The 23,395-nt window shown below is 58.4% G+C and carries 29 protein-coding genes; 2 read left to right on the top strand and 27 right to left on the bottom strand.

Translation table 11 applies throughout. The features are described 5' to 3' along the window. Positions 1–36 precede the first annotated feature (36 nt). On the top strand, positions 37–285 hold the full coding sequence (locus ACODTY_RS06430; RefSeq protein WP_488993463.1) for a hypothetical protein: 249 nt from the start codon (positions 37–39) through the stop codon (positions 283–285). 28 nt (positions 286–313) lie between these two features. Further along, a complete protein-coding gene (locus ACODTY_RS06425; protein ID WP_488993462.1) occupies positions 314–613 on the top strand; it encodes a hypothetical protein in 300 nt (99 codons plus the stop codon). A gap of 35 nt (positions 614–648) precedes the next feature. Here ACODTY_RS06425 and ACODTY_RS06420 read toward each other — a convergent pair whose 3' ends face one another. From ACODTY_RS06420 to ACODTY_RS06290, 27 genes are all read right to left on the bottom strand, one after another. Beyond that, positions 649–909 (bottom strand): hypothetical protein, encoded by a 261-nt coding sequence (locus tag ACODTY_RS06420; protein ID WP_488993461.1) that lies wholly within the window; start codon positions 907–909, stop codon positions 649–651. A gap of 85 nt (positions 910–994) precedes the next feature. Next, complete coding sequence (gene lysC, locus ACODTY_RS06415) at positions 995–1,267, bottom strand: Rz1-like lysis system protein LysC (protein ID WP_488993460.1); 273 nt, start codon at positions 1,265–1,267, stop codon at positions 995–997. Then, positions 1,194–1,556, bottom strand: coding sequence for a hypothetical protein (locus tag ACODTY_RS06410; RefSeq protein WP_488993459.1), 363 nt, complete (start codon positions 1,554–1,556; stop codon positions 1,194–1,196). The genes lysC and ACODTY_RS06410 overlap by 74 nt, the downstream gene beginning before the upstream one ends. Further along, positions 1,556–2,017: a lysozyme gene (locus tag ACODTY_RS06405; RefSeq protein WP_488993458.1), complete on the bottom strand. Its 462-nt coding sequence runs from the start codon at positions 2,015–2,017 to the stop codon at positions 1,556–1,558. Before ACODTY_RS06405 ends, ACODTY_RS06410 begins: the two co-directional genes overlap by 1 nt. After that, positions 2,007–2,231: a DUF7940 domain-containing protein gene (locus ACODTY_RS06400; protein WP_488993457.1), complete on the bottom strand. Its 225-nt coding sequence runs from the start codon at positions 2,229–2,231 to the stop codon at positions 2,007–2,009. The genes ACODTY_RS06405 and ACODTY_RS06400 overlap by 11 nt, the downstream gene beginning before the upstream one ends. Positions 2,232–2,240: 9 nt before the next feature. After that, the gene (locus ACODTY_RS06395; protein WP_488993456.1) at positions 2,241–2,651 is read right to left on the bottom strand and encodes a hypothetical protein; all 411 of its coding nucleotides are present in this window, start codon (positions 2,649–2,651) and stop codon (positions 2,241–2,243) included. Then, entirely contained in the window at positions 2,651–3,733 is a 1,083-nt protein-coding gene (locus ACODTY_RS06390; protein WP_488993455.1) for a hypothetical protein, read from the bottom strand. The genes ACODTY_RS06395 and ACODTY_RS06390 overlap by 1 nt, the downstream gene beginning before the upstream one ends. A 466-nt stretch (positions 3,734–4,199) precedes the next feature. Beyond that, positions 4,200–6,320, bottom strand: a complete 2,121-nt coding sequence (locus ACODTY_RS06385; protein WP_488993454.1) for a hypothetical protein — start codon at positions 6,318–6,320, stop codon at positions 4,200–4,202. Continuing rightward, positions 6,320–8,107: a phage tail tip lysozyme gene (locus ACODTY_RS06380; RefSeq protein WP_488993453.1), complete on the bottom strand. Its 1,788-nt coding sequence runs from the start codon at positions 8,105–8,107 to the stop codon at positions 6,320–6,322. The genes ACODTY_RS06385 and ACODTY_RS06380 overlap by 1 nt, the downstream gene beginning before the upstream one ends. After that, entirely contained in the window at positions 8,107–9,099 is a 993-nt protein-coding gene (locus tag ACODTY_RS06375) for a tail fiber domain-containing protein (RefSeq protein ID WP_488993452.1), read from the bottom strand. Before ACODTY_RS06375 ends, ACODTY_RS06380 begins: the two co-directional genes overlap by 1 nt. Before the next feature lie 2 nt (positions 9,100–9,101). Next, on the bottom strand, positions 9,102–9,575 hold the full coding sequence (locus tag ACODTY_RS06370; protein WP_488993451.1) for a GNAT family N-acetyltransferase: 474 nt from the start codon (positions 9,573–9,575) through the stop codon (positions 9,102–9,104). Continuing rightward, positions 9,572–11,149 carry a hypothetical protein gene (locus tag ACODTY_RS06365; protein WP_488993450.1) on the bottom strand — a complete coding sequence of 526 codons (1,578 nt, stop codon included), beginning with the start codon at positions 11,147–11,149 and terminating at the stop codon, positions 9,572–9,574. The genes ACODTY_RS06370 and ACODTY_RS06365 overlap by 4 nt, the downstream gene beginning before the upstream one ends. 44 nt (positions 11,150–11,193) lie before the next feature. Beyond that, positions 11,194–11,916 carry a hypothetical protein gene (locus tag ACODTY_RS06360; RefSeq protein ID WP_488993449.1) on the bottom strand — a complete coding sequence of 241 codons (723 nt, stop codon included), beginning with the start codon at positions 11,914–11,916 and terminating at the stop codon, positions 11,194–11,196. Then, positions 11,913–12,509: a hypothetical protein gene (locus tag ACODTY_RS06355; RefSeq protein ID WP_488993448.1), complete on the bottom strand. Its 597-nt coding sequence runs from the start codon at positions 12,507–12,509 to the stop codon at positions 11,913–11,915. Before ACODTY_RS06355 ends, ACODTY_RS06360 begins: the two co-directional genes overlap by 4 nt. A 57-nt stretch (positions 12,510–12,566) precedes the next feature. Further along, positions 12,567–13,049 (bottom strand): hypothetical protein, encoded by a 483-nt coding sequence (locus tag ACODTY_RS06350; RefSeq protein WP_488993447.1) that lies wholly within the window; start codon positions 13,047–13,049, stop codon positions 12,567–12,569. 12 nt (positions 13,050–13,061) lie between these two features. Then, positions 13,062–14,048: a phage major capsid protein gene (locus ACODTY_RS06345; protein ID WP_488993446.1), complete on the bottom strand. Its 987-nt coding sequence runs from the start codon at positions 14,046–14,048 to the stop codon at positions 13,062–13,064. 14 nt (positions 14,049–14,062) lie between these two features. After that, positions 14,063–15,124, bottom strand: a complete 1,062-nt coding sequence (locus ACODTY_RS06340; RefSeq protein ID WP_488993445.1) for a hypothetical protein — start codon at positions 15,122–15,124, stop codon at positions 14,063–14,065. Beyond that, a complete protein-coding gene (locus ACODTY_RS06335; protein WP_488993444.1) occupies positions 15,121–15,666 on the bottom strand; it encodes an HNH endonuclease in 546 nt (181 codons plus the stop codon). Before ACODTY_RS06335 ends, ACODTY_RS06340 begins: the two co-directional genes overlap by 4 nt. After that, complete coding sequence (locus tag ACODTY_RS06330; RefSeq protein WP_488993443.1) at positions 15,666–15,956, bottom strand: hypothetical protein; 291 nt, start codon at positions 15,954–15,956, stop codon at positions 15,666–15,668. Before ACODTY_RS06330 ends, ACODTY_RS06335 begins: the two co-directional genes overlap by 1 nt. A 44-nt stretch (positions 15,957–16,000) precedes the next feature. After that, positions 16,001–17,632 carry an autotransporter outer membrane beta-barrel domain-containing protein gene (locus tag ACODTY_RS06325; protein ID WP_488993442.1) on the bottom strand — a complete coding sequence of 544 codons (1,632 nt, stop codon included), beginning with the start codon at positions 17,630–17,632 and terminating at the stop codon, positions 16,001–16,003. A 3-nt stretch (positions 17,633–17,635) separates the two neighbouring features. Beyond that, the gene (locus ACODTY_RS06320; protein WP_488993441.1) at positions 17,636–18,049 is read right to left on the bottom strand and encodes a hypothetical protein; all 414 of its coding nucleotides are present in this window, start codon (positions 18,047–18,049) and stop codon (positions 17,636–17,638) included. Between the two features lies 1 nt (position 18,050). Further along, a complete protein-coding gene (locus tag ACODTY_RS06315) occupies positions 18,051–20,282 on the bottom strand; it encodes an OmpH family outer membrane protein (RefSeq protein ID WP_488993440.1) in 2,232 nt (743 codons plus the stop codon). Positions 20,283–20,658: 376 nt separating this feature from the next. Further along, a complete protein-coding gene (locus ACODTY_RS06310; RefSeq protein WP_488993439.1) occupies positions 20,659–22,050 on the bottom strand; it encodes a hypothetical protein in 1,392 nt (463 codons plus the stop codon). Beyond that, positions 22,028–22,390: a helix-turn-helix domain-containing protein gene (locus ACODTY_RS06305; RefSeq protein WP_488993438.1), complete on the bottom strand. Its 363-nt coding sequence runs from the start codon at positions 22,388–22,390 to the stop codon at positions 22,028–22,030. The genes ACODTY_RS06310 and ACODTY_RS06305 overlap by 23 nt, the downstream gene beginning before the upstream one ends. Continuing rightward, positions 22,390–22,767 carry a helix-turn-helix domain-containing protein gene (locus ACODTY_RS06300; RefSeq protein ID WP_488993437.1) on the bottom strand — a complete coding sequence of 126 codons (378 nt, stop codon included), beginning with the start codon at positions 22,765–22,767 and terminating at the stop codon, positions 22,390–22,392. The genes ACODTY_RS06305 and ACODTY_RS06300 overlap by 1 nt, the downstream gene beginning before the upstream one ends. Before the next feature lie 8 nt (positions 22,768–22,775). Further along, positions 22,776–22,952, bottom strand: coding sequence for a hypothetical protein (locus ACODTY_RS06295; RefSeq protein WP_488993436.1), 177 nt, complete (start codon positions 22,950–22,952; stop codon positions 22,776–22,778). A 13-nt stretch (positions 22,953–22,965) separates the two neighbouring features. Then, positions 22,966–23,388 (bottom strand): hypothetical protein, encoded by a 423-nt coding sequence (locus ACODTY_RS06290; protein WP_488993435.1) that lies wholly within the window; start codon positions 23,386–23,388, stop codon positions 22,966–22,968. Positions 23,389–23,395 lie beyond the last annotated feature (7 nt).

Raw genomic sequence — 23,395 nt, 5'->3', positions numbered from 1 at the left:
CTCCCCGTTCCGCCCTGTTCCAGAAGGTGAAGGCAGATGAGCAAGCCCAACATGATCGAACGCACGGCGCAATCAATGTGCGATGCGGCGGGTGAGGATTGGAATGCTAAGAGCCACTTGGATACCGCCAGTGGGCAAGACCCCGAAGACATGCGTGATTATTGGAGAATGCTTGCGACTGTCGCGATGCAGGAAGTGGCTACCGAAGCCGCGAGGACTGGATTATTTCAACTAGGGAGATACGACCGGGCATCAACATTCTTCAGATCGCTGAATGACGCCTGACCGCCCCTCCCCACTATAGGAGATAGAGATGAGCGAGACGAGCCAACGCTATCGAATGGAAGATTGGAACCAGCGGGTGGACAATGGCCGACTGAACGAAATCCTGGCAGGAGGAAACACGGCCCATGCTCAAGGGCATGTCTGGTTCCCGGCTCCGGGCCATAGGCTCGCGTTCGAAAGCAAGTACTACCCATCCCTAGAGGAATCTGAGGAAGCCGCGATTAATGCGCTCAGGTCCATGGGCTATACACCACCGCGTTGGTGGCAATGGTGGCGGTGGGGAGAGAATATGCCAAGCAAGCGAGTTCTGCGCGGATTGGGGTTTTAGGACATAGAGGCGACCGTATTGCTGCGGGAATATGGTCACTGCCGGAACCAACTGACGATCTTCGACACGCTTTCGCCGAACATGACGATACCGCCAAGAATGCCGAGTGAGGCGATTGCCAGCCACTTGGTGACCTTGCCGAAGCCGACAATGGCCTTGATGATGGGCAGGCCGGTTCTCAACGTCGCAACATCGTCACGACTGAGACCAGCGAGGAATTGCCGGGTTTCCTCGGGCAACTCCACCATTCTGTTGACGGGTATGGCGCTCTCGTCCATCTCATTTGCCTTGTCCAATTTCCCCGGCCCCTGCACTGCTAGAATGAAAGATAGATCGTAACAGCGGCGCAGATCAGAAACGCCGCTATGAGGATGAAGGTTGCTATTCTTGGCCTGCGTTCCATTGCCGTATTCCGTCGATCTGAGCGGCGCACGTCGATAAAGCCGCTTCGGTGTATGTGAGCCTCGAAACAACGTCTGCCGTGGTCACCAGCGGCTTTCGCTGCTTTGGCGGGCATGGACGCAGCAAAGCAGCGGGAACGCTCTCGCGGATGACGACAGGTGCCGTTACGACCGTGGGCTTAGCGGTCGAGCACCCGCTTGACGCTATCGGGCACAGACACGCCCAAATAATCGCGGACTTCCTGATTTTCATCGCGCAGCTTCCCAATCTCGTCGTTCGTTTCCTGAGCGGCATTGTGGATGCCGGCAAGGTCGTCGGCCATCTTGGAAAGGATCTTGTCATTGGCCTCGGCAGATGCCCGCAGCCGCCCTATCGTGGCTTCCTGAGCCTTGTTGGCTGCAATGGCGGTATCTCGGTCGGATATCGCCTGCTGCGCTTCCTTGGCTGCGTCTGCTGCCTCTGCACGGTAGTAGAGGGCAACGCCGCCCAGCCCCATGAACGCCAGCAGCACTGCAAGGGCGATGTAGGCGCGGATACCCATCACAGCCCTGCCAGGCAATATTTCTGTTCATCTGTGCGGCGGATAACGAGGCCACGAATGACGCGCCCGCCAGCCTTGTTGAAGGCCGGGATGCGATTGCAGGCCGCGCGGTAGTCACCGGCATTGGCAAATGCCGCCACAGACGACTTGCAGAAGCCGCCAACGCCGATGTTGTAGGTCAGGGACAGGAACGCGATGTAGGGCTTGATCGGCACCGCGTCCGGCTGCTTGAGACATGCCCGCATGCCGGTTTCGAACTCGACAAGGCGCTTGGCGAACATCTCGTCGCATTCGGCCTTGGTGAATTTCATGCCGGAACGGATACCCTTGGTCTCACCATAGCATGCGGTCCAGACGCCAATCACGTCCTGATAGCTGTAGAGGCGAAGGCCCTCATAGCCGCCAATCAGAGAGACGGCGGCCACCAGCGCAGCGCCGCCCTTCTTCAGTCTACTCGTCATGGCCGGACACCTTCTCCTGAGCCACCAGCCTGGCAATGAAGGCCATGCAGACGCACAGGCCGGACAGAACGGCGAATGTCGCGGGCGGTACGGGCAGGATGCCATCGAGCAAGGGCAGCGCCACTTCCAGCCCGGACAGGACCCCAGCAAGCAGAAGCAGCCGCACGGACCATGCGTGCTTCAGCACGGCCCGCCAGTTTGAGATGAGTTTCATCGCGGCCTCCTAAATCTCAGCCGCAGCCGTGAAGAAGGCGTCGATCTGCTCTGGCGTGAAGCCGAGCGCGGTAAAGCCCGCCTGCATCATGGGTTCGTCACGGACGAAGGTGCCGCTGTTGTTGTAGGCGATCTGGACGGCCTGAGACTGTGTTGCGATCCAGCCTTCGACTGATGCCAGCAAGCCCGCCTGTAGAAGATGTAGCTTGAATTGTCTGGCCGTCACGCGGTCGGGGGTGAGGGGAGCCGGCGGCACATACTCAGCCACGTCACCCTGAATGGCTTCAGCATAGATCGCAGGGCCGTATTCCGTGCTGTCGTCAGGTGAAGCCGTGAATGGTATCCAGCCGAAATCAGGATGGTTGATTTCAACGTCGATGGTGCCGGCAGCGTTATAAGCCGGGTTGCGAAACTCGATCATCAGGACGCCCTCTTGAAGATGCCAATCTGGTTTAGTGTGGACATCGCGCCAGACATGAGCGTCCACGTTCCAGACAGTGCGGAGCCGTCCGTCCACGTGCCATTGGTGGCGAAAATACCGTTGACGATTGAGGACCCTGCGATGGTGCTACCCGTTGCCAGCGCGCCGGACGTGCTTTTCTTGGCCAGCGTGTAGGCCCCGACAGCGTTGGCTGCGATGGCTGCGCTGCCCGCACCGTAATCAACCGGAACGTCTTGGAATGTCGGCAGCGCGCCCGCGCCATTCGACGTAAGCACCTGACCGGACGAGCCGACACTTGCTATCGACTGTTGAGCTGCTGTCGTTGTCGTTCCACCGCAAAGCACCGCATAGGCAGTGTGGGACGAACGCCCTGTGCCACCGTCTGCAACGGCAACATCAGTGCCGCCGACTATGTAATAGAGCGCGTCGAAGTAGGTTTTCAGCGTGGCTTTGATATTTGCCCATGTGAGCTTTTTGAGGCCCCATGATGCCGCGCTATCCGCCAGCATTGTTTCATCGGCATCGACGGGGGTGGCCTTGGATGATGCGGCGTGGACAATCGCCTCAATGGCAAGAGCGGCGGAAGCGAAGGAAGTCGCCCGGAATGCCGATCCGGTGCACATAATCAAGGCAGACGACCCGTCCGGAACTGAGATCGTCGTAGCCCCATTTATCTGTTCCGAGCCGTTAGGATCGACGGTAATTGCCCCGCCATCGCCCTTCACCCACATGCACCAGCCAGCGGTTAGGGTAGCCGCTGCCGTGAGATTTACGGTAACCGCTCCAGTAGCTCGCCATGTGTAGTTGTGGTCGGCCTTGACTGCCGAGTATGTTCCGGCGGCCTTGTCTACGACACCGGCAGTTGCCCCGGCCCCCAACGCTTGCCGTGCGGCTGCCGCTGTAGATTCACCTGTACCCCCCGCCGAAACTGGCCTTGTTCCATTGGCGTCAGCAGCAAGGTCTTCAAAGGGGGTGTTGTGCTGCACCGCCTCGATGGTCTGGCCTGTCTCAGCCAGATATTGTGCTGGAAGGCTATAAATACCTGATCCGTTGCGGGGCATCGGCTTGCAACTCCTGAAAATTGCGAGCATTTTCGATAGCTGGGGACGAAAGAGGCAGGGATTTGGACGATCTATGAATAGTGATGCGTTCGGTGCGCTTCTGACATTTTTGCTCGGCGGGGCGCTAATGTTGGGCGGCTTGGCAATTGGTGGGCTTCAATGTTTTTGGTATCTTCAGGACGGAACGTGGACATCCCTGTCGTTCATTGATGTTGCCGCCCGTTATCTGGATGTGCCATGGGCGCGATACCCAACCGAATGGTTTGGGCTACACACGATACTCTCCTATATTCCCGTAGGCCTTGTCGCGTTCTTGGTCGGTGTAGGTCTGTTGTCAGCGAGTGATGCATGACGGTGAAGCATCAGGCAGCGATTTTCGGCATAGTGGTCGCGCTTTTCGTTTGTGGTGGCGGCGCTTATCTGCTGCATTCAAACGCTGACAGGCTTGGCCTTCTAGGCCTCGCTGCTATTTGCGTCCCTGGTATGGCATTTTGTCTGCTGCTAGCACTGTGGCTGGATAGGAGAACTGCGGCCCAAGCAAAGCGCGGGCAATCCGATCCCTCATAAGGGCTGTCGCTTGGTCCGTCTGGCCGATTTTGCCGATAGCGTCATAAACCTGTTGCCCCGCGCCGCCCTGTCGCGTGAGCAAGCGCGCTATCTCGGAATATACCGCGTCCTCTTTGCCCCGCACTTTTTCGGGCGTCATTCCGGTAAGCGCCTGCACAATGCGCTTTGAGGCCTGCAAAGGCTCACCCTGCGCGGCCTTACCGATAGCCCCCGGCCCCGTCAGGTCGCCAATGCGGCGCTCCGTGGCCTGCCGAGCGAACGTCTTGCTGTTTTCAGTGACCGAGGCGCGCAAATTGAAGGATGTCGCGGCGCGATCAATCTCATCAAACAGCGCATTGGCCTTCTGCTCGCCGATGGCAGCGGTAAGTTTTTCACGGTTGGCGCGGCTGGACAGGTCTTTGATTGCCTTGATGGCTTCCCTCGCACCTGTGTCATCGTCCTGCACCGTGCGCGTGACATTCGCCATCAGGTCATCAAGGCGAGAGCGGACGCCCTGAGCCAAAGCATCGCGTTCTGGCCCAGTCATGCCCCGCACAGCCTCATCGACCTGATCGCGTGTCATTGACGGCGACAGAAGCTTGGAACCCAATTCCACGGCCTGAGAACGCCGGATCGGATCAGCGGCGGTTTCCAGCGCCTTGCCATATTCGGGGACAAGGCCCTTCAAAGTATCGCGGATTTCGCCCGCAAGGTTCTGGTATGCCCTCCCCTTGGGTGTCTGGCCTCCAAGAACACCAGCGCCATCGCCAGACTGCGCCGCCTGATTGAGCGCGCGCGTGATGTAATCGATCTGGCGAACATCAGGCAATCGTTCGAATGCCACTGAGCCATCATCAGCCACCTTGGCGAATATCTGCGCCGATTGCTCGCCGTTGAGGCGCATGAGCGCATTTGCATCAGCAATGACACTGCCGGGAACGCGGCCCTTGATGAGCTTTTCCAGCGCCATGCCTTCGGGCGCAGCATAATCGATCACAGCCCTGTATGCGTCATCATAGGCGCTCCCGCGCGCGGCCGCCGTGCCTTGATGGATTGCCGAACGTGCAGCGGTAACGCCCTGCGGCTGCCCTAGCGTGTTATCCAAGGCGCTGGTGATCGCGGTCGCGGCCCTGTCTGTCCTTCCAGCGATTGCATTACGGGCGTCAACGGCCCCCGGTCCCCCGCGCTGTATGGCAGTGTCGAGGACGGCGCGAGCATTCGGACCAGCATCAGCTAGCATGGCCTCGGAACCAGCGCGCGCCATATTCGCCTGTCCTGTCGCACCAAGCGAGCCATCGGCATCCATGACGCTGCCAAGCAGGCGCAAGGCTTCCGGCGATGTGCCCGCCTGTCGAGAGATAGGACGAGCGGCCAGCGCATTGCGGCCTACCTCGAAAAGCTTTGAAGCGCCGGCAGACACGAGCGGGAATGCTCCGCCTGCAAACCCGCCAATCATTGCGTTGCCGCCTGCCTGGATGGCACGGTCTTTTGCCGTTTCGCCGCTTCCTGCACCATAAATGCCACCTGCAACAGCACCATCCGCCATTCCCGCGAGGACGCGCGGGACAAGCGTTGATCCTGCGACCCTTGCAGAAGCAGTTAGAGGTGCGGTGGCGACACCTTGAGCAACGCCGCCGGCGATTTGGCCTGTGAGATAGGAACCGGGATTCTGCTCCTGCGCTGCCTTCTGGTCGCCGCGCATCTCACGCAATACCTGCTCGCGAGGAACGCCAGTCAACCCGCTGCCGACATAGGAAGCGAGTTCGTCACCAAACCCGAAGGTGGCCGTGTCAGAAGCGCCAAAAGCCGCGCTTTCCCCCATGCCATACTTATGGGTGACCTCGCCGGTCTTGGGGTCATAGCCTTCAACACCGGGCGGAACATACTCAGGAACGCCAGTCGGTTGATTGGTTTCGGGATCGACGGCTGCCGACGTATCTTCACCAATCATCTTCTTGAGCGCAGCCATCGCGCCTGATGGGTTTTCACCCTGCACGCGATACTTCTTGCCGTTCGGTCCCGTAATCTGGAACGTCGCCATTATTCGACTTCCTCGATCGTGTAGCCGTCAATGACAGTTGGCTTCTTGGCAGCGGCCTTTGACTTCTCCAGCGCCTTTTCCTGCGCGAGAATGGCCTGCGGTGTCATACCAGCCTTTAGGGCTTCGAGCGCGCGAGCGCGGGATACCTTCTTCTGAGCAAGCACTTCTGCGCTATCGCCGGGGCGTGGCAGATAGACGCTGCCATATTCCTCAGTCTCTTCCTTGGTGATCGCAGCGCCGGTGTCCTTGCGCAGGATGGCCTGCAAGAACTCTTTGCTGGCCTGCTGCGCCTGTTGATATTCCGGCGATTGAAGGTAATTGCCGACGCCGCCGGGGAGCGAACCAGCCGCGCTTTCCGGCAGGCTGGTGAGAGCATCCCCAAACTTGTCGATTAGCGGCAAAGCACCTTCCGCTCGCACCGCATACGTGGTGTCCTTGCTCTGGCCTTCTGTCATCGGCTTGATGTTGTTGCCTTGCTGGAATGACACCTGCCCTGTTGCTGGATCGACCGTAAGGCTCATGCCTCCCTTCTTGGACGCCTCCCAATCCTGGAACGTGCCGGGGAAGCCCTGTGTTTGGGCATATTCGTATTCCTGCACGGCAGAAGGCTTCTTCGCTTCTTCAGGGAAGTTTGCGATCTCCTGACCAGTCTGCGCATCCACCAGCCTGCCGTTGATGGTGACCGTCTTACGCTCCGGTGCGGCATTCAAATCTTGCTGAAGCTTGCGCATCTGAAGTTGACGCATCGGATCTGATGCTTCGACCTGCTGCCCTATCAGCGCATTGACGATGCTGCGCTGGTTGTCGTTGAGGAACTGATTTCCGGCGGCATTCATGAGCATCTGGACGGACGGGCCACCTTGCGGGCCATACTCGATAGCTCCGCCTGTGCCACCTGCCGTGACTGGCAGTTTGTCGCCACCGACGAGCGCCTGCGCAATCTGCGGATTTGCCTGTTGCTGCGGTGATGCAGCCTGCTGGATAGCGTTCACGACGTTCTGCCGAGGCGACGGAGCCTCTGGAAGCCCTACTGACTGATCAAGAGATGCCACTTGCACCGGATCAGCGCTTCCCGCCCCCTGTATGTAGCGAGCGACGCGGCTGTCGAGATGCTGCTTGGCGGGCCGCAAGAAATCCCTCGCGATAGCCGTTGCTGCCGAACCGGCATCCTTCGACGCAAGGATGGACTGCGCCGCCTTCGCTTCCGGCCCCTGCAATTCGGTCATCAGGAAATCTAGCTGTGCGTCGGTGTCGGATGGTGCAACGCCCCTATCGGCTGCGAACCTCTCGTAGGCGACACGGCGCGGTCCGGTAAGCTGATAGAGGCCAAAACCTCCACGCGAACCCGGAACAAGCGGAGCCTTTTCATTGATGCCCGGATTGAGCCCGCTTTCGTCCTGAAAGTTCATCAGGAAGCCATCAGCGACATGCTCAGGCAGGCCGCGTTCAATCAACCCTGCGCGGATGGCCTGAGCGTTTGCCGTCTGCGGGACGATGGAAGCCGATGATGCGCCCGGAGCAGCCGGGAAAGCGCTCGGCCCAGCCATTGCGCCAGCGATGTTCCCAAACGCAGCGTTGGCGCTTTCCTGTCCTGCCTTCTCGCCGGCATTTGCCCTGCTATCGAGCACCGCCGAAACAATGCCATCGCCAAGGGCGCTCAGGCCCTCGCCAACGTTACGCGGCGCGCGTTGTGAAGACATGAGAGCCTGCACCATTTCGCGCTTGCGCTTGATGCTATCTGGCGTCTCGCCGGTATCGCCGCCGAAGATGAAGGAAGGAATAGCCATCACGCCACCGCCAGTTCGTAGTTGACGATCTTGACGCCGCCAATCTCGGTGACAGCCTCCGAGTTCACACGCTCGACCTCTTGAGCCATGACACCGATCTGGACCGGCCCGCCCTCGCTATAGCGGTAGGAGTAGACCCCCAAGCCATTGTCGAGTGAGCCGACACGATGAATGTCGGTTTTCTGGCGCTCATCGGATAGACCGATGATCTTTCCACCCAAGCCGAACAGACCGCCAAGAATGCCCTGGTTGGCCTGGTACTCTGTCATCGCCTTGTTCACCTGCTGATCGTAGTTCGCATTGATAATGCCGGCGTTGTCCGTGGTCGGAATCTGCGGCATGGCGTTGTTGGTGAACTGCGGCATGGACACCTGAGAACCAGAAAGCAGCGCCGTGATTTCATTGATCGGCTGGTTGCGCTCGGTAAGCGCCTCCTGCACAGCCTGCCCCCTGCCCTGAAGCAGAAGCGAGTTGTAGGCATCGTTCTGCTGCTGGCTGAAACGCTCCATTTCACGGTCGTAGGCTTCCGACCCCGCGCCGATACCCTGGTTTGCCAAGCGGGTGATAAGCTGGTCCTGACGCTGCTGGAATGCCGGATCAAGGCGTTGCCGGCCCAACTCCATCAAGCGCGCTTCCGTGGCCTCATTGTTGAGGTCCACAGGCTTCGCCATGTAGTCCTTCAGGAAGCCCGACTGCTGTGACGCGAGGTCTGCAAGATTGCCCTTGGCCGCGCTCTGCTTGTCATAGATCGCCTGTTGCTCGGGAGAGAGCGTAACGGTCTGTGTGAACGTCGGAACGTCATACGACTGCTTGGTATACGGGTCGTAGAGCTTCTGTGTGCCGCTCTGGTTGGTCGTCGTCGTCCCGTCCGGCCCGACTTTATTGACATTGCCCAGCCATGCGTTCGCAATCGCCGTTGCGACGTTGGTGCCGGTCTGTGCAGCTGACGTTTCCTTGGGGTCTGGCGGATCGGGAATGTCCGGTGCGCACATGGTCAGTTTCCTTCAAAGGTGTAGGTCATGGCAGTCGCGATGGGCTTGAAGCCCATGCGCCGCCAAAGCTTTTCAACGCGCAGATCAGTCATGGCTTGAACGTAGAGCCGCTTGACGCCTCGCTCCCTGAGTTGAGAGAGGCCGAATTTGACCAGTCTTTTCCCGACGCCATTTCGATGTTCCGGCAGGATGTAGACGGTATCCTCGCGGGAGATCAGTTCGCCGTTGTGGGCGTCGTTCGTGAGCCAGACATTGCAGTAGCCAACAGGCTCGCCCGTCTCCGTCCGCACCACGAAATTCAGGAAGTAGCCTTCCCTCGCGCCGCGAAAGTACGCCTCAAGGCGCGGGTTGAATTCGGGGATATCCACTCCATCAGACGACAGCCTCGCCTGCATTTCGGCATAGTGCCGGCAGTAGAGCGGATACAGTTCCTTGACGTTCTGCTCTGCGTTTTCGACCGAGAAGGCGTAGATCATACGAGTATAGCCCCCTCTTGGTATTGGAGGCTGAGGCTCACCAGTTCAAAATCAGGCGCTGCATCGCGGCCCGACGTGACTTGAAGCCCGACAGTCAATGCATGACCGATCCCGCTTATTGCTTGCCATTCGGTGATGACCCGGCTGTTATCCCCACCGCCCCATGTGGACGACCCCCAAACGCCTGAACCCCACTTGTTGCCACCAGGATCAGGGTCTGACGGCAATGGAACGGGTATCGAGTAGACGTAATCCGCTGCGCCGAACAACTGGACAGAAAGCGGATCGCTGGACCGAGCAACTATGCGGGCATGCAGTGCTAGCTTCTCGTTCGGCGAGCCGAGCATGTCGAATTTCGGGATGACGACGAGTGAATAAGGCTGACCCTGGTCTGAGCCGCCCACCTCGCCTTCAACAATCGTCCCGTCCTGCGTTCCGAAGTAGAGCTTATCCTGAAACACCGCCACGCAGCGGGTATCCCAGCCAGTGTATCGGCCCCATGCGCCGGTCTTGGTGTTCACCACCAGGCAATACTTTTCCACACCGCCGAAGGATGGAACGGCCACGACAGCCATTGATTGGCGCGGCCATACAATCGTCTGGAACGGATGGACGAATGACCGTTCCTTGACGAGCTTCCGCCATGGTTCCTCGATGGGATAAGTGACCGGCACTTGTGCGGCCCGGTCCTGCTGGATGGCTTGAGCAAGCGAGACAATCCCGTCATCGACCGTGACGGCGATATCCCCACCAGCCTTGAAATGGGCATTCTTGCCCAGCGGCTTGCCGATGCGATAGACGCCCACCAGCGACCATGAATTGGCCTCAGAAGGATCGTCGCCCTGATAGACTGCGACCTCGCCTTGGTCCGTGGCGAAGATGCAGAAATCGTCAAGGCCGTCGCCAGCATCGCGAGAGAACGTCCCGCCGAAGATCAATGATCCACCTAGCGGGAAAATGCCGCCAAGATCGAGCTTCGAAGCGCTGCCAGCGATGGACAATGAGGCGAGATACCATGCGTTCGTGGTCCCCTTCTCGGTGAAGAAAAGCCGCTTCTTGAACGTCCAGACAAATGACAGATCGTCACTGCTCACGCCTGTGATCGTGGGGGTAGACCATGCCGAGCCGTTATAATTTCTGACATCATCGGTGCCATTCGCCATGACCAGATAGACACCACCGCCGGCCGGGAACTGGACAGAGGACCAATACCCGCCATTGAGGCCGCTCACGTCTGGAGAAACTTCTGCATCGGGGTCGGATACGCCGGCTGGCGTCACGTCGTAGATGGCGCTGGCATCTGTTGCGAACAGCTTTTGCACCGTCTCAGTTTCGTAGGTCGCAAGATAGGTGGCCGCGACACCCGAATCGCATGTGGCTCGTTTGATGGAGCCAAGGCGCATCCGAATGCCTTCAGCTGTGGGGAAGCCATTATCGAGGACTTCGGCCCCGAACGGGTCGCCAGACGCAAGCGCCTCATTGCGCACCCAGCCCTTTTTCGGAGCGGGGAACACCTTGGTTTTCGAGGTCTGCCGCGTGGTCCGCGATGAGCCGGCTGTCCGATCATAGAACATGGTCGGACTTTCGATAAATCACCGCGAAAGAGGCAGGGATTTGGCTAGGATGAGGGGATCACATCAGGCACAGGGACCCGCATCGGAAGACCAGGTTCCTTGTCGCTGAAGCAGATGGTGCGCTTGCCTCGGCTCTCATTGGCGAGACGGGCAAGCTTTGCCTCATACTCGTTCATGATATCCTGGTACGGGAAGCCCTTGCGCTTCTTGAAACGCCAGACACAGCCGAGCCGGATCAACTCGTCCGGCAGCAATAGCGTGTCGTCCACCGTGGCCCATGTATCGGCAGGATTGCCGCCCGACCGGAGCCAGTTCTGCGCAACATAGGAAACGGTGATAGAGGCCCCGGTTTCGAGCGGGCGATAGAACGAGATATCGAACCCGGAACTATCGTCGCCAGACGTGCGGTAGAAGCGCTCGCCACCGGCAGAACCATAGAGCTTCAAAGCGGTCCATGCGCCATTTGAGACGACAGGAATGGTGGAGCGGCGCGTCCGGGTGGTCTCAAACACCGTCTCATCATCGAATGTGAGGCGGCGGAAATCAGCCGGGAGGTCATAGGTCTCGGCATCTGTCCCTGCAAGAACCGCGTCCTTGGTGACCGGATCGGGCCAATCCACCCGATCCAGAAGCTCGCGCGCCGTAATGCGAAGAATGGAGTGGAATTCGGCATAGGTCCGAGTCGTGGCAGCCGAAATCCATGAATTCGGCACAGAAGTGGCGCATTCGAGCGCCACGTCATCCATGACTTCGGAAACCTTGCTCACGCCGCTTCCTTCTCAGCCTTCTTGGCCTTGCCGCCTGTCTTTTCTTCCAGAAGCTCCATCGCCGCCGCCAACTGCTCCTGAAGCGCGGCATTGCTGGCTTCAAGGTCGGACAGCCGCGTAGCTGTGGCGTTCTGGTCGTAAGCGTCGATAAACGCCTGCGCCTGTTCCTTCAGGTTGCGGACGCCGGGAAGCTGGACACGGCCAATCATCGTGTCGGTGATAGCCGCAACCTGCTCCACGGTCTTGATGCCGACAGCCTGGAATGCCTGTATCTGGCCCGCGTCGAGCAACTGCCACGACGCGAGCGCCGTGCCGTCGAGCGGGATTTCCTTGCCTTCTTTCCACGCCTTGTAGGCCGGTTCGATCTGCGCCCACATGTGGGTCATCGCCGCCATCTTGACACCCTGCTCGTCGCTCTGGAGGAACTCCGGCGGCCTCAGCCAGTCAACGCGGTCGGAAATCTGCGTGTACATCGCGGCATGGGCGGGCGAATACATCACCCAATCAACCTTGCGATCACGTTTGCCGGTCGAGCGGTTAAGCTCGTAGGTGGTCTTGAACCCATGAATGATAATGGTGGGCTTCTGGTCCATGATTTCGTTCTCCGGGAGGGCTGATGGGGAGGCCCGTAAGCCTCCCCGGTTGGCAAATTACTCGGGGCAGGTCAGCAAAACGATCTTTGCGTCTGCATCGACCGCTATTGCGCAGATGTGATCCGTGACAGCCGCCGACACGTCGAGCTTGCCATCGCTGGAGCCGACCGCCGTCAGGGCGTTACCGTCCGCCCCTGCCGTGAGAGCCTGACCAAGCGTGGCCGGTCCCTTGATCTGTATCCAGCCATAACCGCCATTCGGGATGACCGACTGCAAGACGCCAGCCCCCACACCCGCCGAGTCCGACAGGTCGGAGGTCACTTCCGTGACGGCTCCAGCGGAAGTCCCGGACGGGGCGTAATAGTAGGCAAAATTGCCCGCCACAGCCGCCACCGTTCCTGCTCCCTGATTGTACTTCACGAACTTGTAGACCTTGCCGTCAGGATCGGTCCACTTGTCGCCAAGGCCCCAGCCCTTGCCGGAGTTGGCGAGCGTTTCCGCCGTGAAAGTTTCAGTGATGTTTGCGCCAATGGTGCTCATGGTCGTTTCTCCTTAAGACGCATCAAAGAGAACGCCCTGGAGCGACCGGTTGGTCACCCACATGTAGCCCATCCAGTACATGGGGACCACAATAGCGTCCTGATTGGTCGGGCGTTTTTCTTCGTCCATCGTCCATTGGGCGTCACGATGCTGGGTGATGCCGATATAGTCGGTGTTGAGGAAATACGCCTTTTCAGCCGTGGTGGCGAAGTTCGCGTTGTCATCGAAAATGACATCGGCGGTCTTGTACTTCAGGCCGAGGAAGCCGGCCTTGGCCAGATCGGCATTGGCATAGCGCTGGAGCTGCTGTTCGCCCAACTCGTAGAGCGAATAGAAGTCATGGCTCATGACAATGAGGTCCGGCTTGTCTGCGCCGCGGTTGAGAGGCAGCCACAGTTTGTTCATGTCAGCCTTGAACGTCGCCGACTTCGTCGCATCGGGGGATGCCGCGTTGTTGGTGCCGGTGGCTTCGAGGAACTTGTTCTTCCAGAACGTGTAGGTACCGGAAACAATGCCGCCAACGGTGCCGGTGCCGTCCGTCTGGATGATGGACGCGAGCCCGCCAATCTGGTTGGGCAATGCGCCGTTGGAATATGCGTCGATGGAGAAGTTGTTCGCGGCGGTCTTGAGCGTGTTGTCCTTGCGGGACTTCACCAGATTGATCATGCGCTCCTTGGAGCCCATGTTCATGCGAACCTCGCGGCCCGACGCCGTGACGTGCAAGGCGGCCTGACACCAGTCGAACTTGGCCGAGGTCAGAACGTCCGAGGCAGCCGTGTTGAGGGTGTCGTAGCCCGAATAGCGCTGGTACGTACCGTTCTCGGCATATTCCAGCGGCTCGGCAGCCTCGTAGCCGCCGGAGACGGTCTTGATCTTGCCCTTCTCTTTCAGACGATTGATAAAGGCATTGTGCTTGGAAACGTTGTCAGTGACCTTGGACCCCCAGTGGCGATCCGTGGTGGTGACCATTTCCGTGAAAACGCTTGATGGCGTTGCCATGATCGATGGTTCCTTTAATTTGCCATCGCCCGTTCGTAGGCGGAGCCGAGGGCTTCAGCCTCGGTCAAAGCCCGCTCTTTCCCGGACGAATTTGATTTGACGTTGATGGAGGCGGCTTTCTTCGCCGCTTCAGTTCGCGCGGGGTCGGCGGCGGCTGCCTTGGCAGCGGCCTGCACCTTCGCCCTCACGTCGGGAAGCGCATTGATTGCCATGTCGTAGGCTGACTGGAGCACGTCCTTGATGGGCGCACCCGGCTTTGCCTCTTTCGCGAGCGTAATGAACGCCGGGAGTTGCGGCTCAACGTCAGCAAAGAACGAGTTTGCCGGATCGCTGGCAAACTGGTTCACCGCCTCCTGAGCGGCGCGGCCCTCAAAGACACGCGAAACCTGTGTTTCGATCTGCGACGGATCGGCAGCCTGTTGAAGCCTGTCCTTCAACGACGCAATCTCACGCTTCAGATCGGTAATTTCCTGCACTGGCTCAGGCATGGACTGCCCGGAAAGCTTTGCTGCAAGGGCTTGGAGCTGGCCTGTTGAGTGCGCGATGTTGATCAGCGTCCCAACAGGATCGCGCTTCAGTTCAACGGCTACAGCAGCCAGTTCAAGCGCCTTCTGGCTCACCTGCTCTGGTGCCATGCCCTTGAATGTCGGAATCGCCTGTGTCGCCTGTGCCATATGGTCAGCGAACGGCTTGACGCTCGCCAACTGCCGGCCTTGGTCAGACATGCGGCGGTGCAAATCTTCGAAATGCGGCTTCACCTTGGCCTGAAGGTCGGGAGGAAGCGCCTTCCATGCATCATCCAGCCCCGCCCAATTGGCAGGAGCCGGCGAGGCATCGGACGCGGCGGGCGCTCCATCACCATCGCCGGCCCCTTCTTCGCCCCCCGGCGAAGCCGCTTTATCAGGATTGGTGCTGACGAACTTCCCATCCTCGCCACGATCCGCCCCGTTGTTCGTCATGAGGCGATCAAAGGCAGCGCCCAACGCCTCATCTTCGGACGGACCGGCATCAACCGGTGTCTCGACAATGGCGGGTGCGGGATCAGTAATCAGGGCTTCGGCAAGGGCTTCGCTCATGTAAGCGCTCCTTCGTTTCGGGGGGCTGGTTGAAATGGATGCAGTTCACGTTTTGCCGCTAGGTAGGCGGCATGAGCCTGTTCGGCAGTATCAAAGCGGCCAAGGTGATATTGCTTTCCTCGCGCCTTGATTCTGGCGTCCCATTTGCGCTTGGTCGCGTCCCAACTCGCCCCGACTAAACCGGACGTGTTGGTCGCTGGCGTTTTCAGGTTCTGCGAGTTTTGCCAGTGCTCTGCACTTCTGAGATTTGCAAACCGATTGTCGCTTCGATTGCCATTCTGATGGTCGATGCTGTGCACCGGGAATTGACCCGTCTGATACATCCAAGCGAGACGATGCGCCGAAAAACTTTCATAACCGACACAGATATAGCGGTATCCGTCACGACCAACATTGCCAGCAAGCTTCCCCGCAAATCTCGTGTTCCAGGCCTTGCAATCGCGCTCAGTAGCGAACATTCGGGCGGAACGCTCCAACCACACAAAATCACCGCTCAATGGGTCGTAGTGCAAAAACTCCTTCAAAGCAGATTGAGTCAGCATCAGCGGTGCTCCTCGCTGACTTGAAGCCCGTGTTTGGCACAAAATTCTTTGTTCCTGAATTTCCCCCCTGTAGGGGACGGGAGTTCGCGGGCATCGATGCAATTGTTGCGCTTCAAATCCTCGCGGCGGGCGGACCTAGAGCCGATTACGCGTCCATCGATCGGAGACTTGTATTCGGGAATGTCCGAGAGAACGAAGGGCGTAGTTATCCGCTCGCGCTTCGGCAGGATCATTTCCTTGCCGGTGCGCTTGTCGAAAAAACTGCCGTCTCGCCAAACGTAAATTCCCATGAGGCGAACGTGCTATGGGCTATGCGAAAGAGGCAGGGATTTGGCTATGCGGCAAGGAGCAGGATAGTCAGAAGATCGTCCTCCTCCTGCTGGCGCTGGGTGACTATCTGTTCAAGTTCGAACAGGATTTGGGCTGTAGTGTCGAGCATTGAAGCCAATTCGCGTGAGCGCGCGGCTATCAACTCGGCCTGTTCTTGTTTGATGGCGTCCTGAAGGGCTTTGAGAGCCTGTGCGGCTTCTTTTCTGTCTGTCCTTGGAAGCGCCTTGACCTCGACCTTCGCGGCCTGAACTGCCTGATTTGCCTTTCGGGTCTGGTATGTGTCCAGATCAACGGGATTGCCGTCCTTGTCCACGTAGATGATGGGGCGCGGAATGACCCCGCCAGGTTGGCGTGGCTGCTCTGTCTGCCCACCATCAACCACCGCGCCAAAGAACTGGTTATCGTTGGCGTAAAGCTGCCCTGTGATGGTCTGCGGCGTGTTCGGCTGGCTGATCGAAGCCGCGAAGAACGTATCCGCGTCTGTGTAAAGCGCTCCGCTGATTGCATAGCTGGTCGAGACAGCCGCGGCGTACAAAGCATCAGCGTCCGCGTAGAGCGCACCTGAAATGGTGTAGGATGCGCTTACCGTCGAGCCATAGAATGCGTTGGCATTGCTGAACAGCGCGCCGTCGATGTTCTGTGGGGCTCCTGCCTGCCCTACCGTGGCAGCATAGAAGCTGTCAGGATCGGTGTAGAGCGAGCCAGCAATGTTGACAGCGCCACGGCCTACAGTCGCCGCGTAGAATGCATCTCCATCAGTAAAGAGTGCCCCGGAAATCGTGACTGTGCCGGGGGCAACCGTTGCGGCGTAGAATTGCGCCGAATTGTCGAAACGCGCGCCTGTTATCGCGTATGTCTTGCCAAGCGTTGCGGCATAAAACGTGTCGGCTTCGCTATACAGCGCGCCACTGATGTTTACCGAACCGCGCCCGACTGTAGCGCCATAGAAGCTGTTTGTGTTGGTGAACAGGCTTCCGGTAATCGACTGCCCACCGCCACCACTCGCCACCTTGAAGGCGATGATGAGACCGGATGCGCTCGTTACGTCGATAGTTGACGTGCCCGAGGTCGAATAGGACGTAGATCCGTTCGCTGTGACCGAGCGCGTTGCAAGCGATGCCGTGGTGTTGGTGCCACTCGGTCCCGAGCCGATGCTGTCAACGGCGGTGAATGAGTTCGTCCAGCCGGTGACTGTATTACCTGCCAGCGTCCCGGAGTTGCGATTGAAATTGACCGCCGCGACAACAAACCGTTCGCCCGCTGTCGGCGTTAATGCAGGCGTTGAATACGTCTTGCTCGTCCCGGTGGCGTACTGGCCGTTCGATATGTCGTAAGGGCTTCCATCCAGCCCCGATACTTCCATCAGCACCCATGATGACGGGCTTGCAGAACCAATGGTGTACTGGAATGAATTCGAACCACCAGCAGCAGTCTGCCACCACAGATACGAGCCATGGAACGTCTGTTGTTCCATGCCAGTTTCTTGTGACCAACCGGCATTTGGCGTCCCGTTGTAGTCATCAGCTGCAATGCTAATGACGATTCTATTGCCGTTGGTAGGCGGCGTCGCAAACGACGCCGTTACCGTGGCAGAGGTAGATGTTCCCTTCGCTGATTGGACAATGGTCGCGGCCATGGCTTAGAGCGCGAAGATGCCGCTCGCATTCCATGTAATCGTTATTGAGCCGCCGTTGGGCGTGACCGGCAAGCCAGTCTGACCGGTGTCGATATAAGCAACCAGTCGCCATGTCGTGTTGGCACCGGCATTCTTGCGGTAGATCACCAACGCCTCGACCGAGTTGCCCGATACCGCGCTGAACGTCACGTCACCACCATCGACAACGCCGCCTGTCAGCGTGGGCGTGGTGATTTCCTGATCGGTCCCGACGACGCCGGAAAGGCTCGAATAGAACTCGTGGGAGCTCGAGTAGGTGTAGGTGCCGGTATCCACCAATGCCACATAGAGGCCGGTCGTTCCTGACCCTGTGATGGCGCTGTTTGCCGAGCCGTTGAGCAGCGCTTCCTTGTATTTGGGATAAATTGCGTTTGCCATATCAGTTCACCATCGCCTGAATGCCGACAGGCTTGCCGGCTGCGTCCTTCACGATCTGCTTGGGTGCGAGTTGGGCCTGTGCCAGATTGTTCAATCCCTGCGCTATCGCCTGATTGCCCTGCTGCATGGCTTCGGCAACAGCCGTGATTGCCTGTGTCGATGCCTCGCGCTGGGCTGCCATCTCGGCTATCAGCCCACCCATGATTTCCTCATTGGGCAGGCCCATTTCGGCGCGCTTGCCGTCCGTGTCAGCCTTGCGCGATTCCATCGCCTGGGTGTGCCTGTCGCCCTCAATCTGGCGCTTCTGATCGAACTCTACCGAGCGTTGGTTTGCGGCAACGAACATCTCCTGCATCTTGAAGCCGTGCTCCTCGCGCTTCATCTGCATGGTTTCCTCGCGTTCCTTGGATTTGGCCGCGAAGTCCATTTCCTTCATCTGGCGATCTGCCTGCATGTCAGCCTGCTTCATCGCCATTTCCTGCTTTGCCTTCTCGGCTTCAGGATTGGGCTTTGGTTTCTTGCCGGCCTGCTCCGCCATGAGGCTGAGTTCTTCCAGCGCATCCTCGGCTTGCTTGCCAAGGTTCCAATTGCGAGCGAACGCCGTGTAAATCGCAGCTATCGGCTTGGCCATCGCTGGATCAGACTGGATGAGCGGACCCATCGTGGCGAAGTACTGGCCTGTCCCTGTCATGAATTCGGCCATCTCGCCCTTGATTCGGGTAGTGTCGGCTTTGACCGTCGAGTCGCTCTCGATATCGACGCGGTAGTAGGCCAGCGTCTTTTCAGTCAGCATTGCCTCGATATCCGGCGTTATCTCAATGCCGGTCATATGCTGAAGCGTTTCTTTCGAGAACTTCGTGGTGATGATTTCCGCAGCGATGATGAACAGGTCGCGCACAAGGCGTTGGATAAGCCGCTGCATCTTCTGGATGCGAAGCGAGCCCCATTGCGTCTTGATCTGCTGTGCCGTGGCTGTCTCGCCGGCATTGGACGCACCACGCACAATGTCGCTGATGCCGGTTAGCTCATAGATCGCCTGCTTGATCTGCTCGCGCTGGGCGTACAGTTCCTTCAGGACGATGATGGCCTTTTCGACGGGCCACCACATGATGGCCTTTTCGATGCCGCCGGTCTGGGCCAGCCCCTCAAGGTTCTTTGCCGCGACCAGTTCGTTGTCATCAGCCTTGGAGAGCAATTCCACATCGGTAAGGTCACCTGCCACAAGCCCCCTCACCTTCAGGCCACGCATAATCGCGTTGATGCGCTTTGTGGTCAGGTCGAGTTCGTCGGCAAGCTTCTTGTAGATGGCAAACGGGCAAGTCGGATCGAGACGACCTGTCAAGGTAATCGGCTGGACGGGAGCTGGTATGGGATAAAAGCTGGTCAAGCCCAACGGGTCAGCTTCCCGCTTGATGATCATCCCGTCGCTCTCGCGAACAAACAGGACTTCGCGATTGGGATCCTTGCACCAGATTTCCCAAACGATGATATCGTCTTCCTCGTTCTCACGAACGGCAGCGTCGGGCGTCACTTGCGAGGCAATGAGTTCCTTGTCACCGAAGCGCTCGGCTTCCTCGGCTGGCATGGAATGACGAAACGCCATCCACGGCAGGTCATTCCACCGCTTTGCCGGCCCTCGCCGGAAATCGCGCCAGCTTATGGCCTCGAAGGAAAGTTGTTCATTCGCTCCAGCATCATCGACATGGAGCCGGACACGAACAATGCCACGCCCAGACAGAAAGGCGTCCTGAGCGCAGCTTTCAACCTCGCTGTCCAGCTTGTTGTCATCGATCTGGACCGTGATCGAGCGCTCTAGCAACGTGCAGAAGTCGCGCACCGACTTGATGCGTTGCTGCTGCATCTGTGCCTGTTGCTGTGCCTGCTGGAATGCAAGCATGGCCCTCGGATCGACCTGCTGCCCTTCCTGCTGTAGCGGCGGGTCGGGCATCTGAGGCTGTGGCAAGGAATTGCGGCTGCGCACATCGGGGACGGGCGTGGAATTGTAGATAGCCGGGACAATCGTCTCGACATTGGAATGCAAGATGTTGAAGTCGTAGACCTTGCCTTCGGCCTTGGAATTGCGATTTGCCGAATAGGCTTTCTCAGCCGCTTCAGCATCCTTCATCCAGTCGTCTTCGCGCTTTTCCGATGCCCGAATGCGGCTCAGCCACTTGTTGCCAAGCTCAAGTAGCTGCGCGCCCTTGTTCTCGCTCTCGGATTGCGTCTCGTCCATGACTGGACAATCCAAGAGCGGCGGCGAAAGAGGCAGGGATTTGGCTTACGCCCGCCACCTGAAGTACATGCGATCTGTCGCCCTAGACCAAGCTGCCCAAGCCTCATCACTAGCCGAGCCGGACAGAACGCCAATCAGCCCTTTCGCTAGGGCATCTACGCGCTTATCCCTCTCTTGCAAATCGAACAGGCCGTACCCGGCTGCAAACCTTTTTATTTCCTCGATGGTGGCTTTCCCGCAGTTCGGTGACTGCTTGAGTCTCGCATAGGTAATGCCATTGTCGATAAAAGCGCGCCTCAGCAATTCGTCATCGGCTAATCCATCGCCCCGATACCCGCCCAGCGCCGTTCTTGCTCTTATGCTCAGTTGTCGGTGTTCACTCACGTTCGCGTCTCCTTCTTACCATCGCCTCAACAGCCGCCTTCACGTCCATGTTGCCGGAAATGACGCCGCTTGGCGTGGCTGTGTATTCGAGTTCCTTGGGCTTTGGCGGCTCTTTCAGCGCGGGTTGCGCATCCCTCCACGCCAACGACAAGTAGCGGAAGGATGAGCCAATGTGCTCAGCCCAATCTTTGACCGGGTTCTCACGAAAGGTTTTTAGCTCATCGTCCCACTCTCGGCGGTAGTTTTTCAGGCCGTCAATACCCAGCTCGCAACGGCCAGCATCAAATTTGGCAATCTTGATTGTCTGCCTGCCGGCATTGATGCCATCAGCAACGCTGACCTTCGCAACACGCCGAGGTCGGCGACCTAGCAGTTTCAGGGTGTCAAAACGCGTCCTGGTAGTCCCCCATTCCGTCACCAGAATATCATGCGGAACGTAGTCGTTACCCTTGTAACCCTTGTCATCGAGCCACTTGACCCATTGCTCAAGGTCGTCGCTTTCCGGGCGATAAAAATCGACTATGTGCGGCGTACCGTTGATGACTTGGAAGCACCAGATTGGATTGTTGACAGCCTTGCCCAAGTCCCACGCGGTGTGAACCGGGTGGGACCAGTCGATATCCAACTCAGTGATCCGCCCGCTACGTTCGGCAGCGTTCACTTCTGACCCCCAATAGGCACCAACCATGGCCCCAGCAAACGAACAGTAGAATTCCTGCTCCACCAGCATATTGGCTACGTCTTGGCCGAACAGAGATTCGTACTCCGCGCGCTGGTCTTCAATCGCCTCTGGAGTGATGGCCTTTGTGTCCGCCGCAGTCAGCAATTGAACGAACCATCTTGGATCGCCCTTGAATCGGTCGTACATCGACTTGACATGATTGTTTCCGCGCGGCGTGGTGATGAAGGACGACCATCCGCCGTTTTCGGCCATGATTGGGGCGAGATAGGCCCATGCCATCGGGTTGGCCAAAGCCCATTCGGAGCCGGTCAGACCTACCGGCGGCGTTCCTACAAGGGCGTTGTAGTTGTCCGATCCGACAACCTGCCATGTAGAATTGTTCTTGAAGCGGATGAACATGTCCGTTTCGCGGGTGTTGGCGCGGATTTCATGAGGGAATGCTTCGTCTATTCGCCTCTTGCCAGTGTGCGGGTTAACCGCATCCCATATAGCCTTTCTGGCCTGAGAATATTCAGGCAGCATATGCCAGTAGGTACCCACGCGGTTGAACGCCCCGACTGCATGCATGCGAAGATTGATGTCATCCTTGCCTGCCCTGCGATGCCAGATGAGCAACTGCCTGTTGCACCCACTCAGCCAGCTATTCCACGCCGGAAGCTGATAGTCGCGCGGCGTCCAATTATGAGGAAGGTTGATTTCCACGCTGCACCACGTTGATTGTCAGTGTGCCGCTCGCTTCGACTTCCTGTTTGTCGCGCCAATCATCCCCGGCAGCGTTCTTGAGGGCGAATATCGAGGATGTGACGACTGGTCCTTGGTCCGCCGATAGCAGTCTGCGCTCAAGGAAAAGCTGCCTTTTGGACCGAGCAAGCTTTATAGTGTCCGCAAATTCAGGGTGTGCCTCTTCCCACTCGTAGACGCGCTGCCTGTGAATGCCGAGTTCAGCAGCCGCAGCAGCCAGCGAAAGCCCGGTTGCCATCAGCTGCAGTATCTCTTCGCCATATGCCGGCTTGAAGTCCGTTGGCCTCCCGCGCTCAGCCATCACTCGCATTCCTTCAATCTGATCTGGACAAGGCGCACATGCACATTAAGCCGGTCGGCAATCTCCTGCTTTGAGAAGCCTTGCCGATGCAGTTCGGTTATGTGCGCTCGCCTGACCTTTGCCATCATGGTTCGCTTGTCTTCGCGGCTCGCAGCTCTGGCGTCTCCATCGCGACGGCCTGCCTTGAGGTAATTGCGCACCGTATCTGGCGAAATATCCAGTGAAGCAGCGATTTCATCGATTGTGCGCCGCTCCCACCACATGGTGAGCGCCTGGTTCTTGCGCCTGAAAACAAGAGGATGGACCTTGCCGCTGTTCCGCGACGAATAGGCGTAGAACGGCGTCGATGGCCGATATGTCTTCTTCCTGTCTGTCATCGCCGCTTTCATCGCGTATAGCTCCCCTTGATGCTTGTCCCTACGTGGAAGCTCTGGCAGCGCCGGCAGTAGTAGACTTCCTCGCGAAGCCCCTTCCGGCGCATTGCCTTGGCATCGTGGCTGGCATGGTTCCATGATGCGTAGTTCTTCTTTCCACATGCGATGATCGAAGGTGCCGCCTTCATGCTGTCCCTCGTGCTAGTTGCCGGTCAAAAGCCGCTTCAAGTCCCATCTGGCGTCCGCTTGCCGAATGCGTCTCGACCGATCTGCCGCGCTGTCTGCGAGCATCCGTTGCTTGTGGACTGGCGATACAGACCGCAGGGAATCCAGCCTGAAACGCTCACCCTGCTCGAGCGCATAGAGGCGGTTCATTCTGTTGTTGTGTTCGGCCTGCGGGTCGCTGCCAGATATGATGGCTTTGAGTTCCTTGATTCGGCCGAATTTCCAATCTTCTCCACCATCCATGCCTGCAACTTTTTGGTTGAGTGACGGATAGCCAGGAATAGGAGGCGCAAGGCTCGCTATGTTGTCTACCATCCCAGCAGCTAGCTTTGGCCCTGCTACAGCAGCACCACCGAAGATGCCGAGGAAACCACGTCTATCCATTCCCTTGATGTTCATCTCCGCC

It is taken from the genome of Mesorhizobium sp. FG116 (genome assembly GCF_057809835.1).
This window is presented reverse-complemented; position numbering and strand designations above follow the sequence as displayed.

Coding starts and splice junctions, on each gene's coding strand:
- ACODTY_RS06330 (WP_488993443.1), bottom strand. CDS start 15,956: ATGGGAATTTACGTTTGGCGAGACGGCAGTTTTTTCGACAAGCGCACC.
- ACODTY_RS06410 (WP_488993459.1), bottom strand. CDS start 1,556: ATGGGTATCCGCGCCTACATCGCCCTTGCAGTGCTGCTGGCGTTCATG.
- ACODTY_RS06355 (WP_488993448.1), bottom strand. CDS start 12,509: ATGGACCAGAAGCCCACCATTATCATTCATGGGTTCAAGACCACCTAC.
- ACODTY_RS06325 (WP_488993442.1), bottom strand. CDS start 17,632: ATGGCCGCGACCATTGTCCAATCAGCGAAGGGAACATCTACCTCTGCC.
- ACODTY_RS06300 (WP_488993437.1), bottom strand. CDS start 22,767: ATGACAGACAGGAAGAAGACATATCGGCCATCGACGCCGTTCTACGCC.
- ACODTY_RS06390 (WP_488993455.1), bottom strand. CDS start 3,733: ATGCCCCGCAACGGATCAGGTATTTATAGCCTTCCAGCACAATATCTG.
- ACODTY_RS06430 (WP_488993463.1), top strand. CDS start 37: ATGAGCAAGCCCAACATGATCGAACGCACGGCGCAATCAATGTGCGAT.
- ACODTY_RS06385 (WP_488993454.1), bottom strand. CDS start 6,320: ATGGCGACGTTCCAGATTACGGGACCGAACGGCAAGAAGTATCGCGTG.
- lysC (WP_488993460.1), bottom strand. CDS start 1,267: ATGAAAATCAGGAAGTCCGCGATTATTTGGGCGTGTCTGTGCCCGATA.
- ACODTY_RS06345 (WP_488993446.1), bottom strand. CDS start 14,048: ATGGCAACGCCATCAAGCGTTTTCACGGAAATGGTCACCACCACGGAT.
- ACODTY_RS06295 (WP_488993436.1), bottom strand. CDS start 22,952: ATGAAGGCGGCACCTTCGATCATCGCATGTGGAAAGAAGAACTACGCA.
- ACODTY_RS06305 (WP_488993438.1), bottom strand. CDS start 22,390: ATGGCTGAGCGCGGGAGGCCAACGGACTTCAAGCCGGCATATGGCGAA.
- ACODTY_RS06425 (WP_488993462.1), top strand. CDS start 314: ATGAGCGAGACGAGCCAACGCTATCGAATGGAAGATTGGAACCAGCGG.
- ACODTY_RS06290 (WP_488993435.1), bottom strand. CDS start 23,388: ATGAACATCAAGGGAATGGATAGACGTGGTTTCCTCGGCATCTTCGGT.
- ACODTY_RS06365 (WP_488993450.1), bottom strand. CDS start 11,149: ATGTTCTATGATCGGACAGCCGGCTCATCGCGGACCACGCGGCAGACC.
- ACODTY_RS06370 (WP_488993451.1), bottom strand. CDS start 9,575: ATGATCTACGCCTTCTCGGTCGAAAACGCAGAGCAGAACGTCAAGGAA.
- ACODTY_RS06340 (WP_488993445.1), bottom strand. CDS start 15,124: ATGAGCGAAGCCCTTGCCGAAGCCCTGATTACTGATCCCGCACCCGCC.
- ACODTY_RS06315 (WP_488993440.1), bottom strand. CDS start 20,282: ATGGACGAGACGCAATCCGAGAGCGAGAACAAGGGCGCGCAGCTACTT.
- ACODTY_RS06395 (WP_488993456.1), bottom strand. CDS start 2,651: ATGATCGAGTTTCGCAACCCGGCTTATAACGCTGCCGGCACCATCGAC.
- ACODTY_RS06335 (WP_488993444.1), bottom strand. CDS start 15,666: ATGCTGACTCAATCTGCTTTGAAGGAGTTTTTGCACTACGACCCATTG.
- ACODTY_RS06375 (WP_488993452.1), bottom strand. CDS start 9,099: ATGTGCGCACCGGACATTCCCGATCCGCCAGACCCCAAGGAAACGTCA.
- ACODTY_RS06380 (WP_488993453.1), bottom strand. CDS start 8,107: ATGGCTATTCCTTCCTTCATCTTCGGCGGCGATACCGGCGAGACGCCA.
- ACODTY_RS06400 (WP_488993457.1), bottom strand. CDS start 2,231: ATGAAACTCATCTCAAACTGGCGGGCCGTGCTGAAGCACGCATGGTCC.
- ACODTY_RS06405 (WP_488993458.1), bottom strand. CDS start 2,017: ATGACGAGTAGACTGAAGAAGGGCGGCGCTGCGCTGGTGGCCGCCGTC.
- ACODTY_RS06320 (WP_488993441.1), bottom strand. CDS start 18,049: ATGGCAAACGCAATTTATCCCAAATACAAGGAAGCGCTGCTCAACGGC.
- ACODTY_RS06350 (WP_488993447.1), bottom strand. CDS start 13,049: ATGAGCACCATTGGCGCAAACATCACTGAAACTTTCACGGCGGAAACG.